Consider the following 18,863-nt stretch of genomic DNA (forward strand, 5'->3'; position numbering starts at 1 on the left):
TATCTATTTTTATACGTGCTAAATTAGTTTTTACAATGCTGCTTCAAGTTCCTGCCGTAGCTCAGCCAGCTTTTTATAATTAGTAATCTTGACTGCACTCAAATGGCTATCCATTGCAGTGACCATCTCCAGTAATGACTGATTATGGCGAGAACTGATATTGATAAGCGACTGCATAGCGAGATCGGTAAAACGTTTGAGTGGTGCCCAGTTTTCTTTTTCCAGACGCCCCAGGATGTCGCCGATATGGGTAGAATTCACACCTTGTGGATAACGCAGTTTATCAATCCATAATTCACCAGCAAGAGCACGGACCGTTTTGTCAGCGTGAAGCATACAAAAAGCGGTAAGTAGATGGCCCATCGGGGTTAATGGCAAAGGCAGTTCCAGCATCGCTTGCAACAAGTGAATAATATCACGAGACTCGTTATATTCTGTTTTAAAGTGGTATGCGATAAACTGTACTAAAAAGAGATCGTGAGCGACAGGAAAAGAAAACAACAATCGATGTTTATCTGTTGCCAAATCAGCCGATGCTTTCATAAAACTAAAAGCATAAAAAAGGCTGGTATTTTCTTGCAGCCAGTTACGAGGAATATCAACACTCAATTGCTTGTAAGAAAACTCCTCCTTTAAATAAGGTGCTGTCTGTATTTTTGTCTCAAGGCACCATGGAAAATCATTAGAGATGATCTTTGCGGGTAAATTGTTTTTATTTAGCAAAATCAAACCGTATTCGAATGACGCTAAATCATAGTGACTGGCATTACGTGTAATAATGGCTGACAATGCTAAATCATCATTTTCAACACATTTAAGTGACTTCACATCATCATAGAAGAAATAGTTTAATAGTGCAGTATCATTTTGGCTAAGTCCCGCTAAGTTAATTTCATTTTCTGGAGTCACACAACGCTGAATAGCAAGCTGAAAATCGAAATTATCAGGAACTTGAGTTGCCGCTTGATATTTTTTTAGCCTTTGTACAAGAGTATATGGATCAATGAAACACGGTAAATGTGTCGGAGTTGAAAGAAGTGGCAGCGGTTCTGTTTTTTGTAACGAATGCAGCACATTAATTAATATATCAATCCATGGCTGAAATTTTGCTTTAGTGGACTTCTGCCATTCATGAAAACCCCAGTTAAGTTTTAAATTCTTATTCTCATTATTAATGATGGCAAGATATTGATTATATTTTGTGCTTATATTTTTATTTGGCAATTCTCTTAGTAAATCGCCAGCAAACTCAAGAATAAATGTTGCAAGTATTTTATCAAATGCGCCAACTGATACAGAACCAGATTGCAATGTTTTTACCGCCAGTCCAAAAGCAGGCTCAAGTTGACTAATATTATCTTTATTAATCTGAGGAGCAAAACGTAACAACGCTGCGGGAAACAGGTCAAAATGGTACGATTCCAGGTTAAGACATGCTCTACCCGCGAGGAAAACAAAATCATCCCAGGTTTTAATTTCCAGGATACGATTGTCATTACGAATCAGCGGCATAACCGAGTGCAATTGTAGCGCGTCATCAGCAACCATAGGTTTGGCATCAAGAAAGTCTGTTAATACTTCTCGAGCGCCAGTTAGCAAACTATTGGTATAGCTATCTAACAATACACTTAATTCAGCATCTGCCGGATCACCATATTTAGCAATAATTTTTGCAGTTTTATCCTGAAGGCCAGGGTTTTTATTGATGAATACACCTGAGAGATGATAGCAAATAATCGTTCGTTTATCAGGGTATTGACTTGCCAGTTTATCTGCCAATATTAAAGTGCTATTTACTGTACCTTTGATTATTGAAGAAAAAAGGAGTGGTAGATGATTAATAAATTCATCGTTATCAAATCCAGGATTTAATATAAGGCTTTTAATAATATTTAATATTGTGGCAATTGGTTTATTATGTGGACAATGGAATACTGAAAATAGTTCTCTTTGTAAATGTAAACATTCATTTTCAGTAGGCTCCAGCGCCGTGAATAACGCCATATACCAGTTAGTTTGATCTTTATTGAAACCGCGATTGACAGCAAGGAGGCTTTCTTTCAAAACCCGCATTCTGTCTATCCTTTTGTCTTTAGAGAATTTTTTAAAATAATATATCCATTTTTGTTCATCGGCGTCATCTGGTTTCTCTTGTGCACGATCCCAGCGGTCAGTCCATGATATATTACAAGGGTAATTAAATATTTCCCACAGATGAACATCTAAAGTGAAAGAGTGCTTTTGTAGAGTTATACTATGTATAATGCTTTTCGCGATAAGCATTGGCGATACATTAGTTAGATAACCAGCAGCAACCCAGTCACTAATTTGTTCATAATTAAAAGGACAACCATCTTTATCCGCAAAAATATTGATATAATCTGTAAACCAATCAGGAGAAAATAGTTCCAGTGCTGCATCCAAATAATGGTTATTTCTAAACACAATAGATTTTATGTTATTACAATCTTTTTTATTGTAACAACATAATATTGCAACACCTAACATTCTGAACTGAATTTCACTACCAATAATCCTCCATCTACCCCGTGATATTTCCTTGTAACCGGTTAATCTTTTTATATCCTTCTTGATTAGTGGAGCTAAATCTTTTCGAGACTTTTCACTCAATCCTTTTAATAGAACTATTAACTGTTCAGAATTTCCATACTCAATAATATTACTGTATTGTTCTTTAATATCGTTCATCTTTCACATCCTTGTATAATAAATTCATTTAGATAAGCCATTAATTTTTTATAATTAGTAGGCAGATCTTTTTCACCAGCCAGTGTGATGCAATTCTCCAGAATTTGCTTTTGGAATCTTCGTATTGCTGGATCACCATTGTGGTTATCAAGATATTCAATAAATCTATTAACCGGCGCATACTTATACATGAGTAAGTAAGCAATACATTCAGACAGATAGTGACTGTCTACAAAGTTATGCTGGATAGCCAATTGTATATATTCAGCTGCCAAATCGCGGCTAATCTTTTTCTCAAAAAGTAAACAAACTGCAATATAGACCCAGCCTGCGTGATGAACACGAAGTTGGTTTTCAAGCAAATATTGTAGAGGATATAAACATTCTTCAAAGCCATCAACTTCGTTTCCCGATGCCGTAGCTGGAATAAAGAAATTTAACCAAGAATCTGGATAATTTGGCACCAAAGATAAATAATACAATACGTCCTTCCAGTGACAACACTCATCACGACAGAGACTCATATAATAATAATGACCAGGATAAGGGTGAAGACTCTTTCTCTCCCAGTAATAAGGCACACGGTTATTTAATGCCAGTTTATACCAGGTTTTATATTCATTCTTATCAATTAATATGCGATACGTACAGGTGAATGGTTGGGCTATACCCGGCCAACTCGCCTGCTCTTTGGCGATAGATTCATATTGTGGAAATACCCCGTTTGTATTTCGGGTGCGTGTAATCTGTGTCCAGAGTGGTAAAAACTCGTCATTTGTTGCCGATATATCATCAGTAATCCGCAACAAATATTGCACCGCCTGGGCGTATTTCCCGGTTAACATAAATGCCTGTTGCTTCACTTCTGCTGTTACCTCGCCTGGCAAAATACGATTACAGGCGATAATTAAATCATCAACATCAACCGGATAATTCTCGCGTTCGTGGGCCAACAATCGCTCCACCAGGATTCGCGGCGAAACATAGAACGGCGTGTGGCTTGGCGTTGCCAGTAAAGTTAAGTGGCAGTTATCACGCAGCCGCGAAAGCACCAGCTGGTTTTGGTTTTGTAAATGCGGGAGGCGGCGTTCATGTCGCTCCGGCGTTGATGCATATTCATCGTTTAACCACTGCTGAAAAAAATCTCTCAGACTATAGAGTATTGATGATCCGAGATACTTTTTATGTAATTTTTTATAGTACGGTTGTAATTGTTTTTTATAACCAGCAGGAAGTTCATTTTGCAGAGCAATAATCCCGGCATAAAAAAGTTCAATATCCAGGGCTTCTTTATTTTCCAACATTTTTCCAGTTTGAAACAACAACGCATCCCAGTTTTCAGGAACAATAACCTGCTCATGTTGTAGCATTGGAATAACATGACTTTCATCCAGCGGTGAATCACATTGTAACAGTGCCAGTACACTGTGCTTTAAGCCTCCCAACCATGGCTCAGTTAGCGCGGCAATGTCCTGTGCTGGCTGGTATTTCAACATTAATTCAGCCGTGCGTAGTTGTAATTTTTCGGTGCGCTGAATTAGGGTTCCTGACACGTTTTGCGCCAGTGTTGTACGATATTGGGGATAGCGTTCTGCCAATGTCTCGGCAATATCCAGTGCTATTAATAATGATTTATCGCATTTTTCTCGTCCGCTAATTACCGGAAAACACTGCATAAATGATGAATGGTCGAACTCAGGGTGAGTGTATAATGTTTGAATTGTCTGAATGACAAAATTGACGACTGAATTATTGCTGGCATTCAGCCCTGAAAATAATAACTGCTGATTATCAATCCATTCATCTTCTTGTGGGTTAAACATGTTTACCAGACGAATATGCCAGTCAAGACGGGCTTTCTTAAAATTATTTGTTAATGAAGCTAATAACTCCTTAATTAACTGGCGAGGTAGAAGGTTTTCAGCCATAAGTTGCTTAAACATTTCATCCCAAAATTCGGTCAAGATCCCACCGTAAGGTGAGTTATCCGCCTGATAAAAGTGACTACGCAACAGTACTGGAACCTCATATTGAGGGAACGGTATTATTAACTTTTCTATTACCTGTGGGTTTTCACGCAACCAGGCGATATCATCTCTGGGATTATGCATATACCTACCGGCATAAAATAATATATTGACAAATGATTCCTCATTGAATTTTATCCACCCATGTTGATAAAAACTCCATATAAGACGGAAATCTGGATAAGTATATGTAGCAAGCAATAAATCTTTAATTATACTATCGAGATAATCAGGAACAGTATGGCTAAAATAAGTGAGGAGTGCATGGTGTACTGAGCTATTGCTACTACCCAGCAATTCATGAAGTTTGGTTTGATTTTTGGGCCAGTGGATAGGGAATAATTTTTGCTCTGTATAGTTACGTGCGCATACCACTTTACTCAACGAGAACGCATCGTGCGCATCTTCCCCAGAGAACAGTGGATGATAATCAGTTTCTTGTAGAGCCTTAAGTACAGCCAGACGGTCTTTTTCTTTTAATGCCAGTGCCCAGTCAACAATGGCTGGATAATCTTTTTGGCGAATCAGTTCGACAGGTATCATTGGCTAGTCTCTTCCATGAAGTTTTCCCCATGATACCGGGTTGATCACCTGTTATATCAGCCCCCGAAATTCTGATTTTTGTGATTTACTGCTTAAGAGTACCTTCCACGAAAGCCTGTAATTCCTCCGCCGAGCCATTAAACACGTTAAAATCCACCGCGCCATTGATACCATCCACCTGACCGCGATCCGAATGCTGCCAGAAACGCCACAATCGTGATCCACTGTCTGGACGACGTTGATAATAGTGAGCAATCCACCAGGGATACTCATTAAAATATCCCGCCAGATTTTCCTGATAAAACACAGACCCGGAATAGATAATCGGTTTTTTGCCAGTGTTTTTTTCAACCATCTTTAACCACTGAATTACCCGTTTGCGTAATTCTTTTGCTGATAATTTTCCTCGTTCTTCTACATCCAACACAGCGGGAAAATCGCCAGGACTAAAATCTACCGTTTGCAGAAATAATCGCGCCTGAACTGGAGCCGCTACCGATGGGGAAAAATAGTGATATGCCCCACGTAGCAGACCATTTTTACGACTTTGCAGCCAGTTACGTGAGAAATACGGATCGACCAGTTTCTCGCCTTCCGTCGCTTTAATAAAAGCAAACTGTAGGCGGATACCGTTGTCGCGCATTTTTGCCACACGCTGCCAGTCTATCCGCTCCTGCCAGCGTGAAACATCTATGCCATGAATGGTGTAACTGGCAGGAATGCGAATAGCAAAAGATTTGACCGGACGATAACCATAAAAGTGAATGTAGTCTTTAATCTGAACTGCCGTGGAATAGAAAAAATTCACCGTCTGGCGGGGATAAATCGCAACGATGGAAATTAGCCCCAGAGCGCATAACAAGACGGTGAATTTTTTGCGACTGACGATTTTTAGCTGCATTGGTTTCATCCCTGAATTTCAGCGCAAAAAGGCTGACAATAACCAAAGCAGCTATAGTACGGCGGTCACCACCAGGCGTGGAAGTGGTGAACCGGACCAATCCCATGACCGACTTCCAGCGTGTCGGCCTGAGCTAACGCCGCTGACAGCCAGCTTTTGGCTTCCTGAACAGTATCGGCCCAGTTTTTATGCCGCGGACGTAGCGCCGTCAACGCCGCCGAGAGCGTACAACCTGTGCCATGCGTGTTTTTAGTCATAATGCGCGGCGCGGTAAAACGTTGTTCGCCGTCGCGGGTAAACAGCCAGTCCGGGCTTTGTTCATCATCCAGATGCCCACCTTTCATCAGCACCGCACCGCACCCCATCGCCAATAAGGCGCGCCCCTGCTCCAGCATTTCCTGTTCATTACGAGCGTGTGGAGCATCAAGCAAGGCCGCTGCTTCCGGCAGGTTTGGAGTTATCAATGAAACTTGCGGCAATAATCGACTGCGAAGAGTGGCAACCGCCGAAGGTGAAAGTAGCGGATCGCCGCTTTTTGCCAGCATGACAGTATCCAGTACTACGTTTTCGATCTGATAACGTTGCAGCCGTTCCGCCACGGCTTCAACAATATCAGCTTCAGCCAGCATGCCGATTTTAGTGGTATCAATACGAACATCGCTGAGCACGGAATCGAGTTGGGCGGCAACAAAATCAGGTTCTATACGATACACCGACTGTACGCCGCGGGTATTTTGCGCCACCAGCGCGGTCATCACCGAACAACCGTATGCACCAAGCGCGGAGAAGGTTTTTAGATCGGCCTGAACTCCCGCGCCGCCGCTCGGGTCGGTGCCTGCAATCGTCAGAGCGTTAATCCGTTTCATGCCTTCACCTCCGGTGTCAGCTGCCAGAGCGCATCAAGAAAATGAGCAATAAAACTGCCCGGCCCTTCACTTCTGGCAACAGCGCGTTCTCCGGCTTGTTTCATCCAGTGACAGGCAGATGCGACGTTTTCCAGTGTATCGCCCGGTAATGCACAACTGGCAGCGACCACTGCCGATAATGCGCAACCAGTTCCGACCACTTTGGTCATTAGCGGACTGCCACCGTGAATGCCAACAGTACGGCAGCCATCAGTAACATAATCCACCTCGCCTGTGACCGCGACTACTGCACCAGATTCTTGCGCCAGGGATTGTGCGGCAGGCAACGCGTCTGCTGCGGCGTCAGTAGTATCCACACCGCGTCCACCTCGTGAAGCTCCCGCTAATGCAATGATTTCCGACGCATTTCCTCGTATTGCAGCAGGTTTTAACGATAAAAGTTCACGACAAAAACGGCGGCGATAGTCGAGCGCGCCAACCGCAACGGGATCAAGCGTCCAGGGTGTTTGTGCGATATGCGCCTGTTCGACGGCGGCACGCATCGCTTTCGCACGTGGCTGTGTCAACGTGCCGACGTTAATCAACAAGGCATTGGCAATGGACGCAAATTGACTGGCCTCTTCCGTTTCAATCACCATGGCTGGCGATGCGCCCAACGCCAGCAATGTATTGGCGGTGAAGGTTTGCACCACATCATTGGTCATGCAGTGTACAAGGGGGGAATGTTGTTGAAACAGGTGTAAAGCGTGCGCAGATTGCGTCGGACTTAGCAGGTCGATTTGCATAGTTTGCTCCTGCCATAACGTGAAGAAGCAATGACCTGGCGGTCCGTGACTTCCCTACGCTGGCATTATCCAGATCAGGTGATACGGGTATTTCTCAGCCTTCACGCAGAAGGGCACCCCGAGTCGTTTGGTTACGATAATAAATCGCAGTAGAGGATGGTAATGTCCAGCGCACATGTTGTAAACGAGGAAAACCGCCAGTCTTACAACAGCGTTGTGACATTATTTGATATAAGAATCCAGCACCTTCAGAACAACGTCCAGATCTTCTTCCCGCTTTAGTTCATCGCTCTGATGCACAATGTGTTCTGTCAGATGACCTTTAATCACTTCCCGCATCAAACCATTTACCGCGCCACGAATGGCGGCGATTTGTTGCAGGACGGCGGCGCACTCATGCGGTTCGTCGAGCATTTTCTTGAGCGCAACGACCTGCCCCTGAATCTTACTGGCGCGCGCTTTCAGTTTTTGTTTATCCCGGATGGTATGAGACATGAGCAGACCTTCTTAACAAGATAGAGAAAAATCATAGCACTATTAATCTACTGGGGGGTAGTATTATGTACTGGGGGGGAGTAGAATCTCTACGCCAATTTAATATTAAGAATTATTATCATGACCAACTTTACAACACTTCTTCAGCAAGGAAACGCCTGGTTCTTCATCCCCAGCGCCATCTTACTCGGTGCGCTTCATGGCCTGGAACCGGGGCACTCAAAAACGATGATGGCAGCATTTATCATCGCTATTAAAGGCACCATTAAACAGGCAGTGATGCTTGGACTGGCAGCGACCATTTCGCACACCGCGGTGGTTTGGCTGATAGCCTTTGGCGGAATGACGATCAGCAAACGCTTTACTGCGCAATCGGCTGAACCATGGCTGCAATTAATTTCCGCGGCGATCATTCTTGGTACCGCTTTCTGGATGTTCTGGCGTACCTGGCGCGGCGAGCGAAACTGGCTTGAGAATATGCATGATCATGAGCATCATCACGATCACGAACATCACCACGACCACGAACATCATCACCATCACGAGCATGGCGAATATCAGGATGCCCACGCGCGAGCACATGCCAATGACATTAAACGGCGCTTTGATGGCAGAGAGGTGACTAACTGGCAAATACTGTTGTTTGGCTTAACGGGCGGACTGATTCCCTGCCCTGCGGCGATTACCGTTCTGCTGATTTGTATTCAACTAAAAGCCCTGACGCTGGGGGCAACTCTGGTCGTCAGTTTTAGTATCGGCCTGGCATTAACGCTGGTCACAGTGGGCGTTGGCGCGGCAATCAGTGTTCAACAGGTCGCTAAACGCTGGAATGGATTTAACACTCTTGCTAAAAGAGCCCCCTACTTTTCCAGCTTGTTGATTGGTTTAGTTGGGTTGTATATGGGCGTGCATGGTTTCATCGGTATTATGAGATAAAACAATTCTCAGGGCCTCGGTACTGCTGTGACCCAGGATGATTCTTAAATCAGCTATTTCCGCTTACTTCCCGCGCAATGAGGATGCTTTTACGGCATCCTTTCATTTACACTTTTTACGAAATCACGGGATCACTAACAAAATATCGCTTGTCAGTTATATTGTATGGCGGGAAAGATATTCAGCTGATTTTACTGATCCCCAAAGTGGAGAGTATATGACCATAAGAAATAAGATGTTGCTGGGAGCGCTTTTGCTGGTCACCAGCGCAGCCTGGGCCGCACCAGCCACCGCGGGTTCGACTAATACCTCGGGAATTTCAAAGTATGAGTTAAGCAGTTTCATTGCTGACTTCAAGCATTTCAAACCCGGCGATACTGTACCAGAGATGTACCGCACCGATGAGTACAACATTAAGCAGTGGCAGTTGCGTAACCTGCCTGCGCCCGATGTGGGAACGCACTGGACCTATATGGGCGGTGCATATGTGCTGATCAACGATAGCGACGGAAAAATCATTAAAGCCTACGACGGTGAGATTTTTTATCACCGCTAAAAAAACCCCCTCGGAGAGAGGGGGGAAATGCAGACACCTTATTATTTTTTATTATTAGCCACTTGCCCGTCTTACTTGTTATTAGTCGTATTTCACGTTGATCAGGGCGGTAGCCTCAATTGCACCTGATTTAACTTTATTTTTATCATAGACATAGTAACTGGCAGTCACCGGAATTGAGATCGTAGCATCCGTAATTTTCGACTTCGCCGCAATTTCTTTTAAATTAGTGTATCCTTTGCTGCTATCACTGATATTTAAAAGAGTCACAGGTGAACCATTACTTTCCAGGATAAATCCGACACCATTATCATCTGAGCCTTTCAGGATCGTATTACTGCCGGGCAACAGCTCAGAGCTTGATAGATATACTTGCATTTTTCTTGATGTTTGATTCTGTTGACCTAATAAATTTTTACATCGCAGAATAATATCTCCAGTATTGCTGTTAAGCGTTGTTTTATTACCCGCTGCAGGCAATTGTGAAACAGGAATACTCTTTAAAGTAATTAATAAATCATCGGGTTTACACGTCGTTGTTATCGGGTTGTATGACAATGCCAGGTTAAATGAATAGACACCTGCATTTTGCGCCAATGCATTTCTATAGCTATTCACACATGTATCCCACGACTTTCCGCCCAACAAACACAGTAAAAATTGCATTGCAGCACTTCCACGCGTTGTTGATGAAGCGCTGGATAATGTCGCAACACCATTGATCATCACTGAACCACCACCGCCTGCGGAAATATTCACCTTCGCGTTACTGGCCGCGGATGTTACCGTTACTGAATAACCACTGGTGAAACTGGTCTGGTTATTTGACAATGTAATGTTGTTTTTATTGGTCCATTCAAAATGTAAATTTAATTTAACGGTATCATTATACAGCCCAACAACAATATCCGACGGGCTCATCGGAGTGATAGTATTCGTACTCACGCATGATGAATCATTAAAGTTATGTTCATATGTCGCTGTTTGCGTTTGAGTAAGAGCAAAATCTCCCTGAACAACCAGATTATGCTGCGCTGATAACTCTCCATAACATGCCGCATAGCTCCCAGGGATAACCATCATTGTGAATATCAATAGCACTATATGAATTTTCATAGAATCACCTGACTATTACTGGCAAATATAATTTCTACTTTCATCAATCTCTTTACCGAAGGTGATTGTGCATGAAAGCCCTTGTTGCTTATCAATTGCCACATTAACCGATGGAGGGACTTCATTGGTGCGAATAAACAGCTGACTTCCCTGACCGACGACGCCAATATTATGTCCGTGATTATCATTCACTTCATAGCCGAATGTTAACGGTTGCCCATCAGCTCTCAACGCTTTTATATACCAGGGTTTACGCTGATCGGTATCAAAGCCAACCAAAACGATCGCGCCACGATAAGGTGCGGCAATTTTACGGTTACCGCGTAATTCAGTTTCGCTATCGTTTTGGGACACATCCAGCACTAAATGATTTTCCCGATAAGACGTCATACCGTCATAAACCACCACACCATTACGATTCGTTGTACGATATTTTTGACCATTAACATAAGCGTCTTTAATTCCTGGCGCATGCATCACAGCAAAAGTTTCCGAAAGACGGTTTGCCAAATTAATACCACCAGACCAGGCGACCACGCCCCCTGAAATGCTGGCACCTGCCTGCTGATAGGTATTCGACTGACTATAACTGCCATTCACTGTCGCGACCGGCGCGTTCCAGGTTAAATTCGCCCCTGCTGTCGTTTCATTCTCCTGACGTTGATGGCTCAGGTTTACACCATAATTAAATTGATCGCGGCTCCCAACGGTCCCCGATAATCCGGCATTGTTCGAGGCTAATCCCTGATCATTAAAAGTTGTTGAGTTAGATATATATATTTGTCGCCCTGTTGTCGTAACCTCATTGCCCCAGTCAAAGGGGATCGATATAAAGATATTAAAGCGCTTTTCTTCCCGATGATCCTCGTCATATGTCTGGTTTGCTGCAAGGGTATAGCTTATTCGCCGCCAGTTATTGGAGTAACTCAACTGATAATCTTTACTACTGCCGCTGCGCCCCCAGTAATCCCGCCATAAAGTACTTAATGACACAGTTCCCCAGTTTTCTGGTAATGACTGACTCATATTAGCGGATAAGCTATTTTTACGACCAAAATCATTCTGGTAATAATCGGCAATATCATAGACATCGTTTTTATCCCGGCGGTAGCTATCTTTATTATTTGCCCAGACATAATCGTTAAATGTTCGGTAATCACGCGATGAATAACGCCAGGCTGCCAGGCCAAAACGTGTCGACGTTTGACTCAAAAATTTGTTATACGCAATCTGATAACTTTGTCCATCAAACACATCACCATTATCTTGCTTACTGTGCGATTTAGTAGCGTCAACTGAAATGGCACCAATGCGCGTGTTCCAGCCAGTTCCCAGGGTAAACGCATAATAATTATTGGCAACCATCGTGCCACCATACAGCGTCAATAAATTATTAAAACCATACTGATAACCCACCTGGACAAAATCACTTTGCTTGCTCGCTCCTTCAATATGGCTACGGCCCACCGCAAAATCATATTTCGATACGCCAGGTTGCAACATATTAGGTACTGCCGCATAAGGCACCAGATAAGTCGTTACAGAACCATCGGCTTCCTTGACACTGACATCAAGATCCGCACCGCCTCCCGCCAATTGCAAATCAGTAATCGAAAATGGACCCGGTGGAACTTCTTTCTGATAAACAACAAAACCATTCTGTTCAATTGTTACCAGCGCGTTACTCTGGGCGATTCCCTGCACGCGGGGAGTAAAATTTTGCTTAGAGTTAGGCAACATCTGCATATCACGAAACAGTCGTACCCCGCGAAAGCGAACAGAATCAAAGATATCGGCTGACGTATACATATCACCAATGCGCAGAGTACCGAGAATTTGAGCAAATCCACGTTCCAGATACAGCGTGTTACTTTTCCACTCCCCAGGATTGTTATCTGTTTTGCTAAAACTGGCATCAGAATGCAGTTGCCACCCCACTAAATTTAACCCACTGTTGAAACGAACATAGGTGCTCTTACTATTGCCTGAGGCTTTATAATCGCTGTAATACTGACTTACGTAATAAGATGTATAAAAAGCATTAATTCCCCGTTCCCAATTTTCTGGTGGAACATAACCACTTTCCAGTTCATCGACCCAGGCTTGCGGGACGGTAAGATCCAAACGAAAAATACCGATGTCCCAGGCATAGCTCCCGCCCTGAACAAGTTGTTTAAATGTTAAACACTCCTGGTCATTGGCAAAATTGTCGGTATTTATGCCTAATCGTTTTACTATTTCACGCGATAAACACGTTTCATCCTGATTGTCTTTCACGATAATTTCATACTTTCCGCGCCATTGTTTATTAACATAAATATCGATATCGTACTGGCCGGGTAAAGGTTGATTATCATCCAGACGTAATATTGTTGCCTGCTCGCCTTTCATATTACCCATCATAAAATGAGTATCAAAAGTTTCTTCAGTTGCATGCGCTTCAATGCCGAGTAATAACACGACTATTGCTGATGCAAGTGGGGTCATTCTCAACATAAGCAGATCCTGAAGTTAAAGTTTTTCGCTGATATAGTTGCCGTGATCATCAATAATGGTCAGTTGCCAACTATTCGCATTATGATTTTTTACATCGACTCTCTGACTTTCCTGTGGTGCAATCATAATTGTTTCATAATTCACTTTGACGCTGTTAGCTTTTACATCAGAAATTGTTACCCAGTTTGCTGAGCCATTTTTTATAACCAAACCATTGCTGCTATTATTCACCCGTAATTTTTTAAAAGTTTCCTTATTTACCGAAGCAACACCAACTGGTCGATAAAACAATTTGATTCTGTTTTGCATGGCAAATTTTAATGCATTTTTCCCTTCATCTTCTGGACTGTTAGGCGGAATATCCAGGATGTTCAGATAAAAAATACTTTCCTTATTCGTGGGTAATCTATTAGGCATAATTCTAATTTTTATTTGCTGCCCGGAGTTAGCCCCGACTTTCGCCACTGGCGGTGTTAACATAAAAGGAACCTGAATTTTTTCAGGTGGTAAAGAAGTGTCACCATCATCAATCCACGCCTGCACCAACGAAGAACGATTTCCCTGATTCATCAACTGTACCATGACTTCTTTATTTTCTGCCGGATAAATAATACGCGTCCCGTAGATAACAATTCCAGCATGTGCAGGAAGAATCATAGAAGAGATGAGTAAAGGTAATAATCCTTTCATCTTAATGCCTCTTGTATTCATATTGACCGCCAGGAATATGGCGGTCAATTTTATTTCTGGAGAAAAACGCATGATAGTTATTGTAAAGATTTAATCCTGAGCAACACGCATAACCAGTGAAGAGTTAACAGTACCAGATGCAACACTGCTGTCGGTCAGTTTCAGATATTTAGCTTTAAACGGTATGGCATATTGCCCGTCGGTAGTTTTATAACTTTCAATATTAAATGGTGCAGAAATATCCAGTACGTCATTGCTATCACCCAGATAGAGATAGTATCCTACGGTGTCATTACTACTGGATATTGCCTTATCATTACCGATAATTTTATCGTTGGTGATCAACGAAAGTTTTACACCATCAATATTTTTCGGACATGTAATTTTCAACATACTGCTGGTAACACCGACTGCATCATCATAAGTTGAGTATTTCGCTTTTCCATCAAATACAGTAGTTGGTACAGTCGGCATATTAATACTGACTGAATCGCCGCCAGCTACAAATGTACACGGGGACTCGGTTATATTACCTTTAATGGTTAAAGTCCCAGTATCGACTTCGGCAGCAAATGCACCAACACTCATAAATACAGAGGACAAGATCGCGACAGCAATAATTGAACGTTTCATAATATGTTCCTTAATAAGTTTATTTTGTTTTGTTAAGAGTCTGTATCTCTTGGAAACAAATTTCTCACATCAAAAAAGTTGCCGCAATGTAAATGCATTGTTTTATTGACCTATGACAATTTAACCTGTGCAATATAAATGCAGCATATGATTCATTGATAGAAACATTTTTGAAACTTATCAATTACCGTAAATTGTTGTAAATAACATTTGTAGAATAAATAAAAAAACCGGAATCATTCATGAAAATGAATCCGGCTTGCTAAATACGGTTACAGCAGTGTTGCAAAATCAATCGTAGCGATTTAACACGATTTGCCGCGTGTTATCGTTTCCCGCTTTAACCAGTTCTGTCGTAACGCCTTTCGCTGGAGAGGAAACGCGATAGCGAGTATCGACGTTTTGTGATGCCTGACCGCAACGTTGCTGAGGATGGTTATTAACAATATCCATACTGCACGTTGGAGGGCTAATTCTGCCATTAATGGTTAAAGTTGCGGTGTCAGAAGAGAACGCGGGTAATGCTAATCCATAGGCGAGAAAAATAATTCCTGACAGCCAATACTTATTCATTGAACGTTATCCCTGTAGCAAAGGTTATGCCGGGTAGATTGAGTGCATAACAAACTATAGCTGTACATCCGCTACACAGCCACGAAGGATAATAAAGAGGCATAGCCTGCGCGATCAATCGACTTTGCGCAGTTTCGGACGAAAGTCCGCAGAATATTCGCAGCACTAAATAAGTGGTTATTAAAACTGCAAAATAGATTCACCGCATCAATTTAGCATCGCTGCGGTGAATCAAGAACGACCCGCAAGGTCAGTACGCGTCAGACCGCACGGAAGGAGATCTCGCCAGGAATGACTTCCCCTTGCCAGTAAAGCTGTGCTGCCACACGGTCAGCCAACTGACGGTAGATAGCGGTAAACTCGCTTTCCGGGCGGCTGATAACCGTCGGCGTGCCTTTATCGAGATCTTCACGCAAACTGATATGTAACGGCATTTGCCCCAGCAGTTGCGTATGGTATTTCTCCGCAAGTTTCTCTGCGCCGCCAGTACCAAAAATGGGTTCGTGATGACCGCAGTGACTGCAAATATGCACGCTCATGTTCTCAACAATACCGAGCACCGGGACTTCGACCTTCTCGAACATCACAATGCCTTTTTTCGCATCAATCAGCGCGATGTCCTGCGGCGTAGTTACCACCACTGCACCAGTTACTGGAATGTTTTGCGCCAGCGTTAATTGAATGTCGCCGGTGCCTGGCGGCATATCGAGCACCAGATAGTCCAAATCCGGCCACAACGTTTCTTGTAACATTTGCATCAGCGCCTTGCTGGCCATCGGACCACGCCACACCATCGCGTTGTCGTCAGTCACCAGATAACCAATTGAATTGGTTGCCAGACCGTGCGACATAATCGGCGCCATGTGGGTGCCATCTGGCGAGGTTGGTCGCTGATTTTCTGCGCCCAGCATAGTTGGGATCGACGGACCATAGATGTCTGCGTCCAGAATGCCGACTTTCGCCCCTTCCGCCGCCAACGCCAGCGCCAGATTTACCGCCGTGGAGGATTTACCTACACCGCCTTTACCGGAACTGACCGCAATAATGTTCTTCACGCCATTAATACCAGGCTGGTTTTTCACCCGCTTCAGGGTGGCGATGTTATGCGACAGTTTCCAGTCGATAGCTTTCGCTCCAGTAATGCGCAGTAAGTCAGGGCTACATTGCTCTTTTAACTCTTCAAACGCGCTATGCCAGACAAATGGCATAACCAGTTCCACATGCAGTGTGTCGTCCATCCAGGCGACATGATGCAACGCTTTCAGCGTGGTGAGGTTATGCTTCAGGGTTGGGTGCTGAAAATTGGCCAGTATCCCGGCGACCATTGCGCTCAGGGCTTCTGGTGATTTGGCCTGGGATTGTTCGTTCATCCCGACTCCTTTTTTATATAGATAAACCATCAACAGATAGTTTACCTGAAGAAAATGGATAAGTACTTACTTAACATTTTCCCATTTGGTACTATCTAACCCCTTTTCACTACAAAGAAGTAATGCCTACTATGACTCAAGTCGCGAAGAAAATTCTGGTAACGTGCGCACTACCGTACGCCAACGGCTCAATCCACCTCGGCCATATGCTGGAGCACATCCAGGCTGATGTCTGGGTCCGTTACCAGCGAATGCGCGGCCACGAGGTCAACTTCATCTGTGCCGACGATGCCCACGGTACGCCGATCATGTTGAAAGCGCAGCAACTCGGTATCACCCCGGAGCAGATGATTGGCGAAATGAGTCAGGAACATCAGACTGATTTTGCAGGCTTTAATATCAGCTATGACAACTATCACTCAACGCACAGCGAAGAGAACCGCCAGTTGTCGGAGCTTATTTATACTCGCCTGAAAGAGAATGGTTTTATTAAAAACCGCACCATCTCTCAGTTGTACGACCCGGAAAAAGGCATGTTTCTGCCGGATCGTTTTGTGAAAGGCACCTGTCCAAAATGTAAAGCACCGGATCAATACGGCGATAACTGTGAAGTCTGTGGCGCGACTTACAGCCCGACGGAACTGATCGAGCCGAAATCAGTGGTTTCTGGCGCTACACCGGTAATGCGTGATTCCGAACACTTCTTCTTTGATCTGCCCTCTTTCAGCGAAATGTTGCAGGCATGGACCCGCAGCGGCGCATTGCAGGAGCAGGTGGCAAACAAAATGCAGGAGTGGTTTGAATCCGGCCTGCAGCAGTGGGACATTTCCCGCGACGCGCCTTACTTCGGTTTTGAAATTCCGAACGCGCCGGGCAAATATTTCTACGTCTGGCTGGACGCGCCGATTGGCTATATGGGTTCCTTCAAGAATCTGTGCGACAAGCGCGGCGATACCACCAGTTTCGATGAATACTGGAAGAAAGATTCCACCGCCGAGCTGTATCACTTCATCGGCAAAGATATCGTTTACTTCCACAGCCTGTTCTGGCCTGCCATGCTGGAAGGCAGCAACTTCCGCAAACCGACCAACTTGTTTGTTCACGGCTATGTGACGGTGAACGGCGCGAAGATGTCCAAGTCTCGCGGCACCTTTATTAAAGCCAGCACCTGGCTGAATCACTTTGACGCTGACAGCTTGCGCTACTACTACACCGCGAAACTCTCTTCGCGTATCGATGATATCGACCTGAATCTGGAAGATTTCGTTCAGCGCGTGAATGCCGATATCGTTAACAAAGTGGTGAACCTGGCGTCACGCTGTGCTGGTTTTATCAACAAGCGTTTTGATGGCGTGCTGGCAGGCGAACTGGCTGACCCACAACTGTACAAAACCTTCACTGATGCTGCCGAAGTGATTGGCGAAGCGTGGGAAAGCCGCGAATTTGGTAAAGCGATCCGTGAAATCATGGCGCTGGCCGACCTGGCTAACCGCTATGTCGACGAGCAGGCTCCGTGGATTGTGGCGAAACAGGAAGGCCGCGATGCCGACCTGCAGGCGATTTGCTCAATGGGCATTAACCTGTTCCGCGTACTGATGACTTATCTGAAGCCGGTGCTGCCAAACCTGACTGAGCGCGCGGAAGCATTCCTCAATACGGAACTGACCTGGGATGGTATCCAGCAACCGCTGCTGGGCCACAAAGTGAATCCGTTCAAAGCGCTGTATAACCGCATCGATATGAAGCAGGTTGAAGCACTGGTGGAAGCGTCTAAAGAAGAAGTCAAAGCCGCTGCCGCACCGGTAACTGGCCCGCTGGCAGACGATCCGATTCAGGAAACCATCACCTTTGACGACTTCGCCAAAGTTGACCTGCGTGTGGCGCTGATTGAAAACGCGGAGTTTGTTGAAGGTTCTGACAAACTTCTGCGTCTGACGCTGGATCTCGGCGGCGAAAAACGTAATGTCTTCTCCGGCATTCGTTCCGCTTACCCGGATCCACAGGCACTGATTGGTCGCCACACCATTATGGTGGCTAACCTGGCACCGCGTAAGATGCGCTTTGGTATCTCCGAAGGCATGGTGATGGCTGCTGGCCCAGGCGGGAAAGATATCTTCCTGCTAAGCCCGGATGCCGGAGCTAAACCAGGCCATCAGGTAAAATAATC

15 protein-coding genes and 1 riboswitch are annotated in these 18,863 nt (G+C 44.3%); of the genes, 3 read left to right on the top strand and 12 right to left on the bottom strand.

The features are described 5' to 3' along the window. Positions 1-30: 30 nt before the first annotated feature. The 6 genes from PS053_RS05905 to rcnR form a co-directional block, all read right to left on the bottom strand. Positions 31-2,709 (bottom strand): DUF6493 family protein, encoded by a 2,679-nt coding sequence (locus PS053_RS05905; RefSeq protein ID WP_256879358.1) that lies wholly within the window; start codon positions 2,707-2,709, stop codon positions 31-33. Further along, positions 2,706-5,279 (bottom strand): DUF6493 family protein, encoded by a 2,574-nt coding sequence (locus tag PS053_RS05910; protein ID WP_256879359.1) that lies wholly within the window; start codon positions 5,277-5,279, stop codon positions 2,706-2,708. Before PS053_RS05910 ends, PS053_RS05905 begins: the two co-directional genes overlap by 4 nt. Before the next feature lie 85 nt (positions 5,280-5,364). Next, complete coding sequence (locus tag PS053_RS05915) at positions 5,365-6,180, bottom strand: glycoside hydrolase family 25 protein (protein WP_059225380.1); 816 nt, start codon at positions 6,178-6,180, stop codon at positions 5,365-5,367. A gap of 65 nt (positions 6,181-6,245) precedes the next feature. Continuing rightward, complete coding sequence (gene thiD / locus PS053_RS05920) at positions 6,246-7,046, bottom strand: bifunctional hydroxymethylpyrimidine kinase/phosphomethylpyrimidine kinase (RefSeq protein WP_137646379.1); 801 nt, start codon at positions 7,044-7,046, stop codon at positions 6,246-6,248. After that, positions 7,043-7,831 (bottom strand): hydroxyethylthiazole kinase, encoded by a 789-nt coding sequence (gene thiM, locus PS053_RS05925; RefSeq protein ID WP_001165318.1) that lies wholly within the window; start codon positions 7,829-7,831, stop codon positions 7,043-7,045. The genes thiD and thiM overlap by 4 nt, the downstream gene beginning before the upstream one ends. 34 nt (positions 7,832-7,865) lie before the next feature. Continuing rightward, positions 7,866-7,962, bottom strand: a riboswitch (TPP riboswitch). Positions 7,963-8,053: 91 nt separating this feature from the next. Next, complete coding sequence (gene rcnR / locus PS053_RS05930; protein WP_000019947.1) at positions 8,054-8,326, bottom strand: Ni(II)/Co(II)-binding transcriptional repressor RcnR; 273 nt, start codon at positions 8,324-8,326, stop codon at positions 8,054-8,056. A gap of 120 nt (positions 8,327-8,446) precedes the next feature. Between rcnR and rcnA the strand changes: the two genes are divergently transcribed. Together rcnA and rcnB are read left to right on the top strand one after the other, a co-directional pair. Then, the gene (gene rcnA, locus PS053_RS05935) at positions 8,447-9,262 is read left to right on the top strand and encodes a nickel/cobalt efflux protein RcnA (RefSeq protein ID WP_256879360.1); all 816 of its coding nucleotides are present in this window, start codon (positions 8,447-8,449) and stop codon (positions 9,260-9,262) included. Positions 9,263-9,479: 217 nt separating this feature from the next. Next, positions 9,480-9,818 (top strand): Ni(II)/Co(II) efflux transporter accessory subunit RcnB, encoded by a 339-nt coding sequence (gene rcnB / locus PS053_RS05940; protein ID WP_024164927.1) that lies wholly within the window; start codon positions 9,480-9,482, stop codon positions 9,816-9,818. Between the two features lie 81 nt (positions 9,819-9,899). Here rcnB and PS053_RS05945 read toward each other — a convergent pair whose 3' ends face one another. From PS053_RS05945 to apbC, 6 genes are all read right to left on the bottom strand, one after another. Next, on the bottom strand, positions 9,900-10,934 hold the full coding sequence (locus PS053_RS05945; protein WP_044713838.1) for a putative fimbrial-like adhesin protein: 1,035 nt from the start codon (positions 10,932-10,934) through the stop codon (positions 9,900-9,902). Between the two features lie 15 nt (positions 10,935-10,949). Next, positions 10,950-13,430 (bottom strand): fimbrial biogenesis outer membrane usher protein, encoded by a 2,481-nt coding sequence (locus tag PS053_RS05950; protein ID WP_256879361.1) that lies wholly within the window; start codon positions 13,428-13,430, stop codon positions 10,950-10,952. A 15-nt stretch (positions 13,431-13,445) separates the two neighbouring features. After that, positions 13,446-14,120, bottom strand: a complete 675-nt coding sequence (locus PS053_RS05955; RefSeq protein ID WP_025238742.1) for a fimbria/pilus periplasmic chaperone — start codon at positions 14,118-14,120, stop codon at positions 13,446-13,448. A 90-nt stretch (positions 14,121-14,210) separates the two neighbouring features. Further along, positions 14,211-14,753, bottom strand: a complete 543-nt coding sequence (locus tag PS053_RS05960; RefSeq protein WP_256879362.1) for a fimbrial protein — start codon at positions 14,751-14,753, stop codon at positions 14,211-14,213. 291 nt (positions 14,754-15,044) lie between these two features. After that, complete coding sequence (locus PS053_RS05965; RefSeq protein WP_001046485.1) at positions 15,045-15,326, bottom strand: DUF2574 family protein; 282 nt, start codon at positions 15,324-15,326, stop codon at positions 15,045-15,047. A gap of 260 nt (positions 15,327-15,586) precedes the next feature. After that, positions 15,587-16,696, bottom strand: a complete 1,110-nt coding sequence (apbC, locus tag PS053_RS05970) for an iron-sulfur cluster carrier protein ApbC (protein ID WP_001005464.1) — start codon at positions 16,694-16,696, stop codon at positions 15,587-15,589. 131 nt (positions 16,697-16,827) lie between these two features. On the opposite strand from apbC, the gene metG reads away from it, so the two are divergent. Further along, on the top strand, positions 16,828-18,861 hold the full coding sequence (gene metG, locus PS053_RS05975; RefSeq protein ID WP_059251825.1) for a methionine--tRNA ligase: 2,034 nt from the start codon (positions 16,828-16,830) through the stop codon (positions 18,859-18,861). The last annotated feature ends 2 nt before the right edge of the window (positions 18,862-18,863 follow it).

It is taken from the genome of Escherichia albertii, assembly GCF_028622335.1.
Taxonomy (GTDB): domain Bacteria; phylum Pseudomonadota; class Gammaproteobacteria; order Enterobacterales; family Enterobacteriaceae; genus Escherichia; species Escherichia albertii.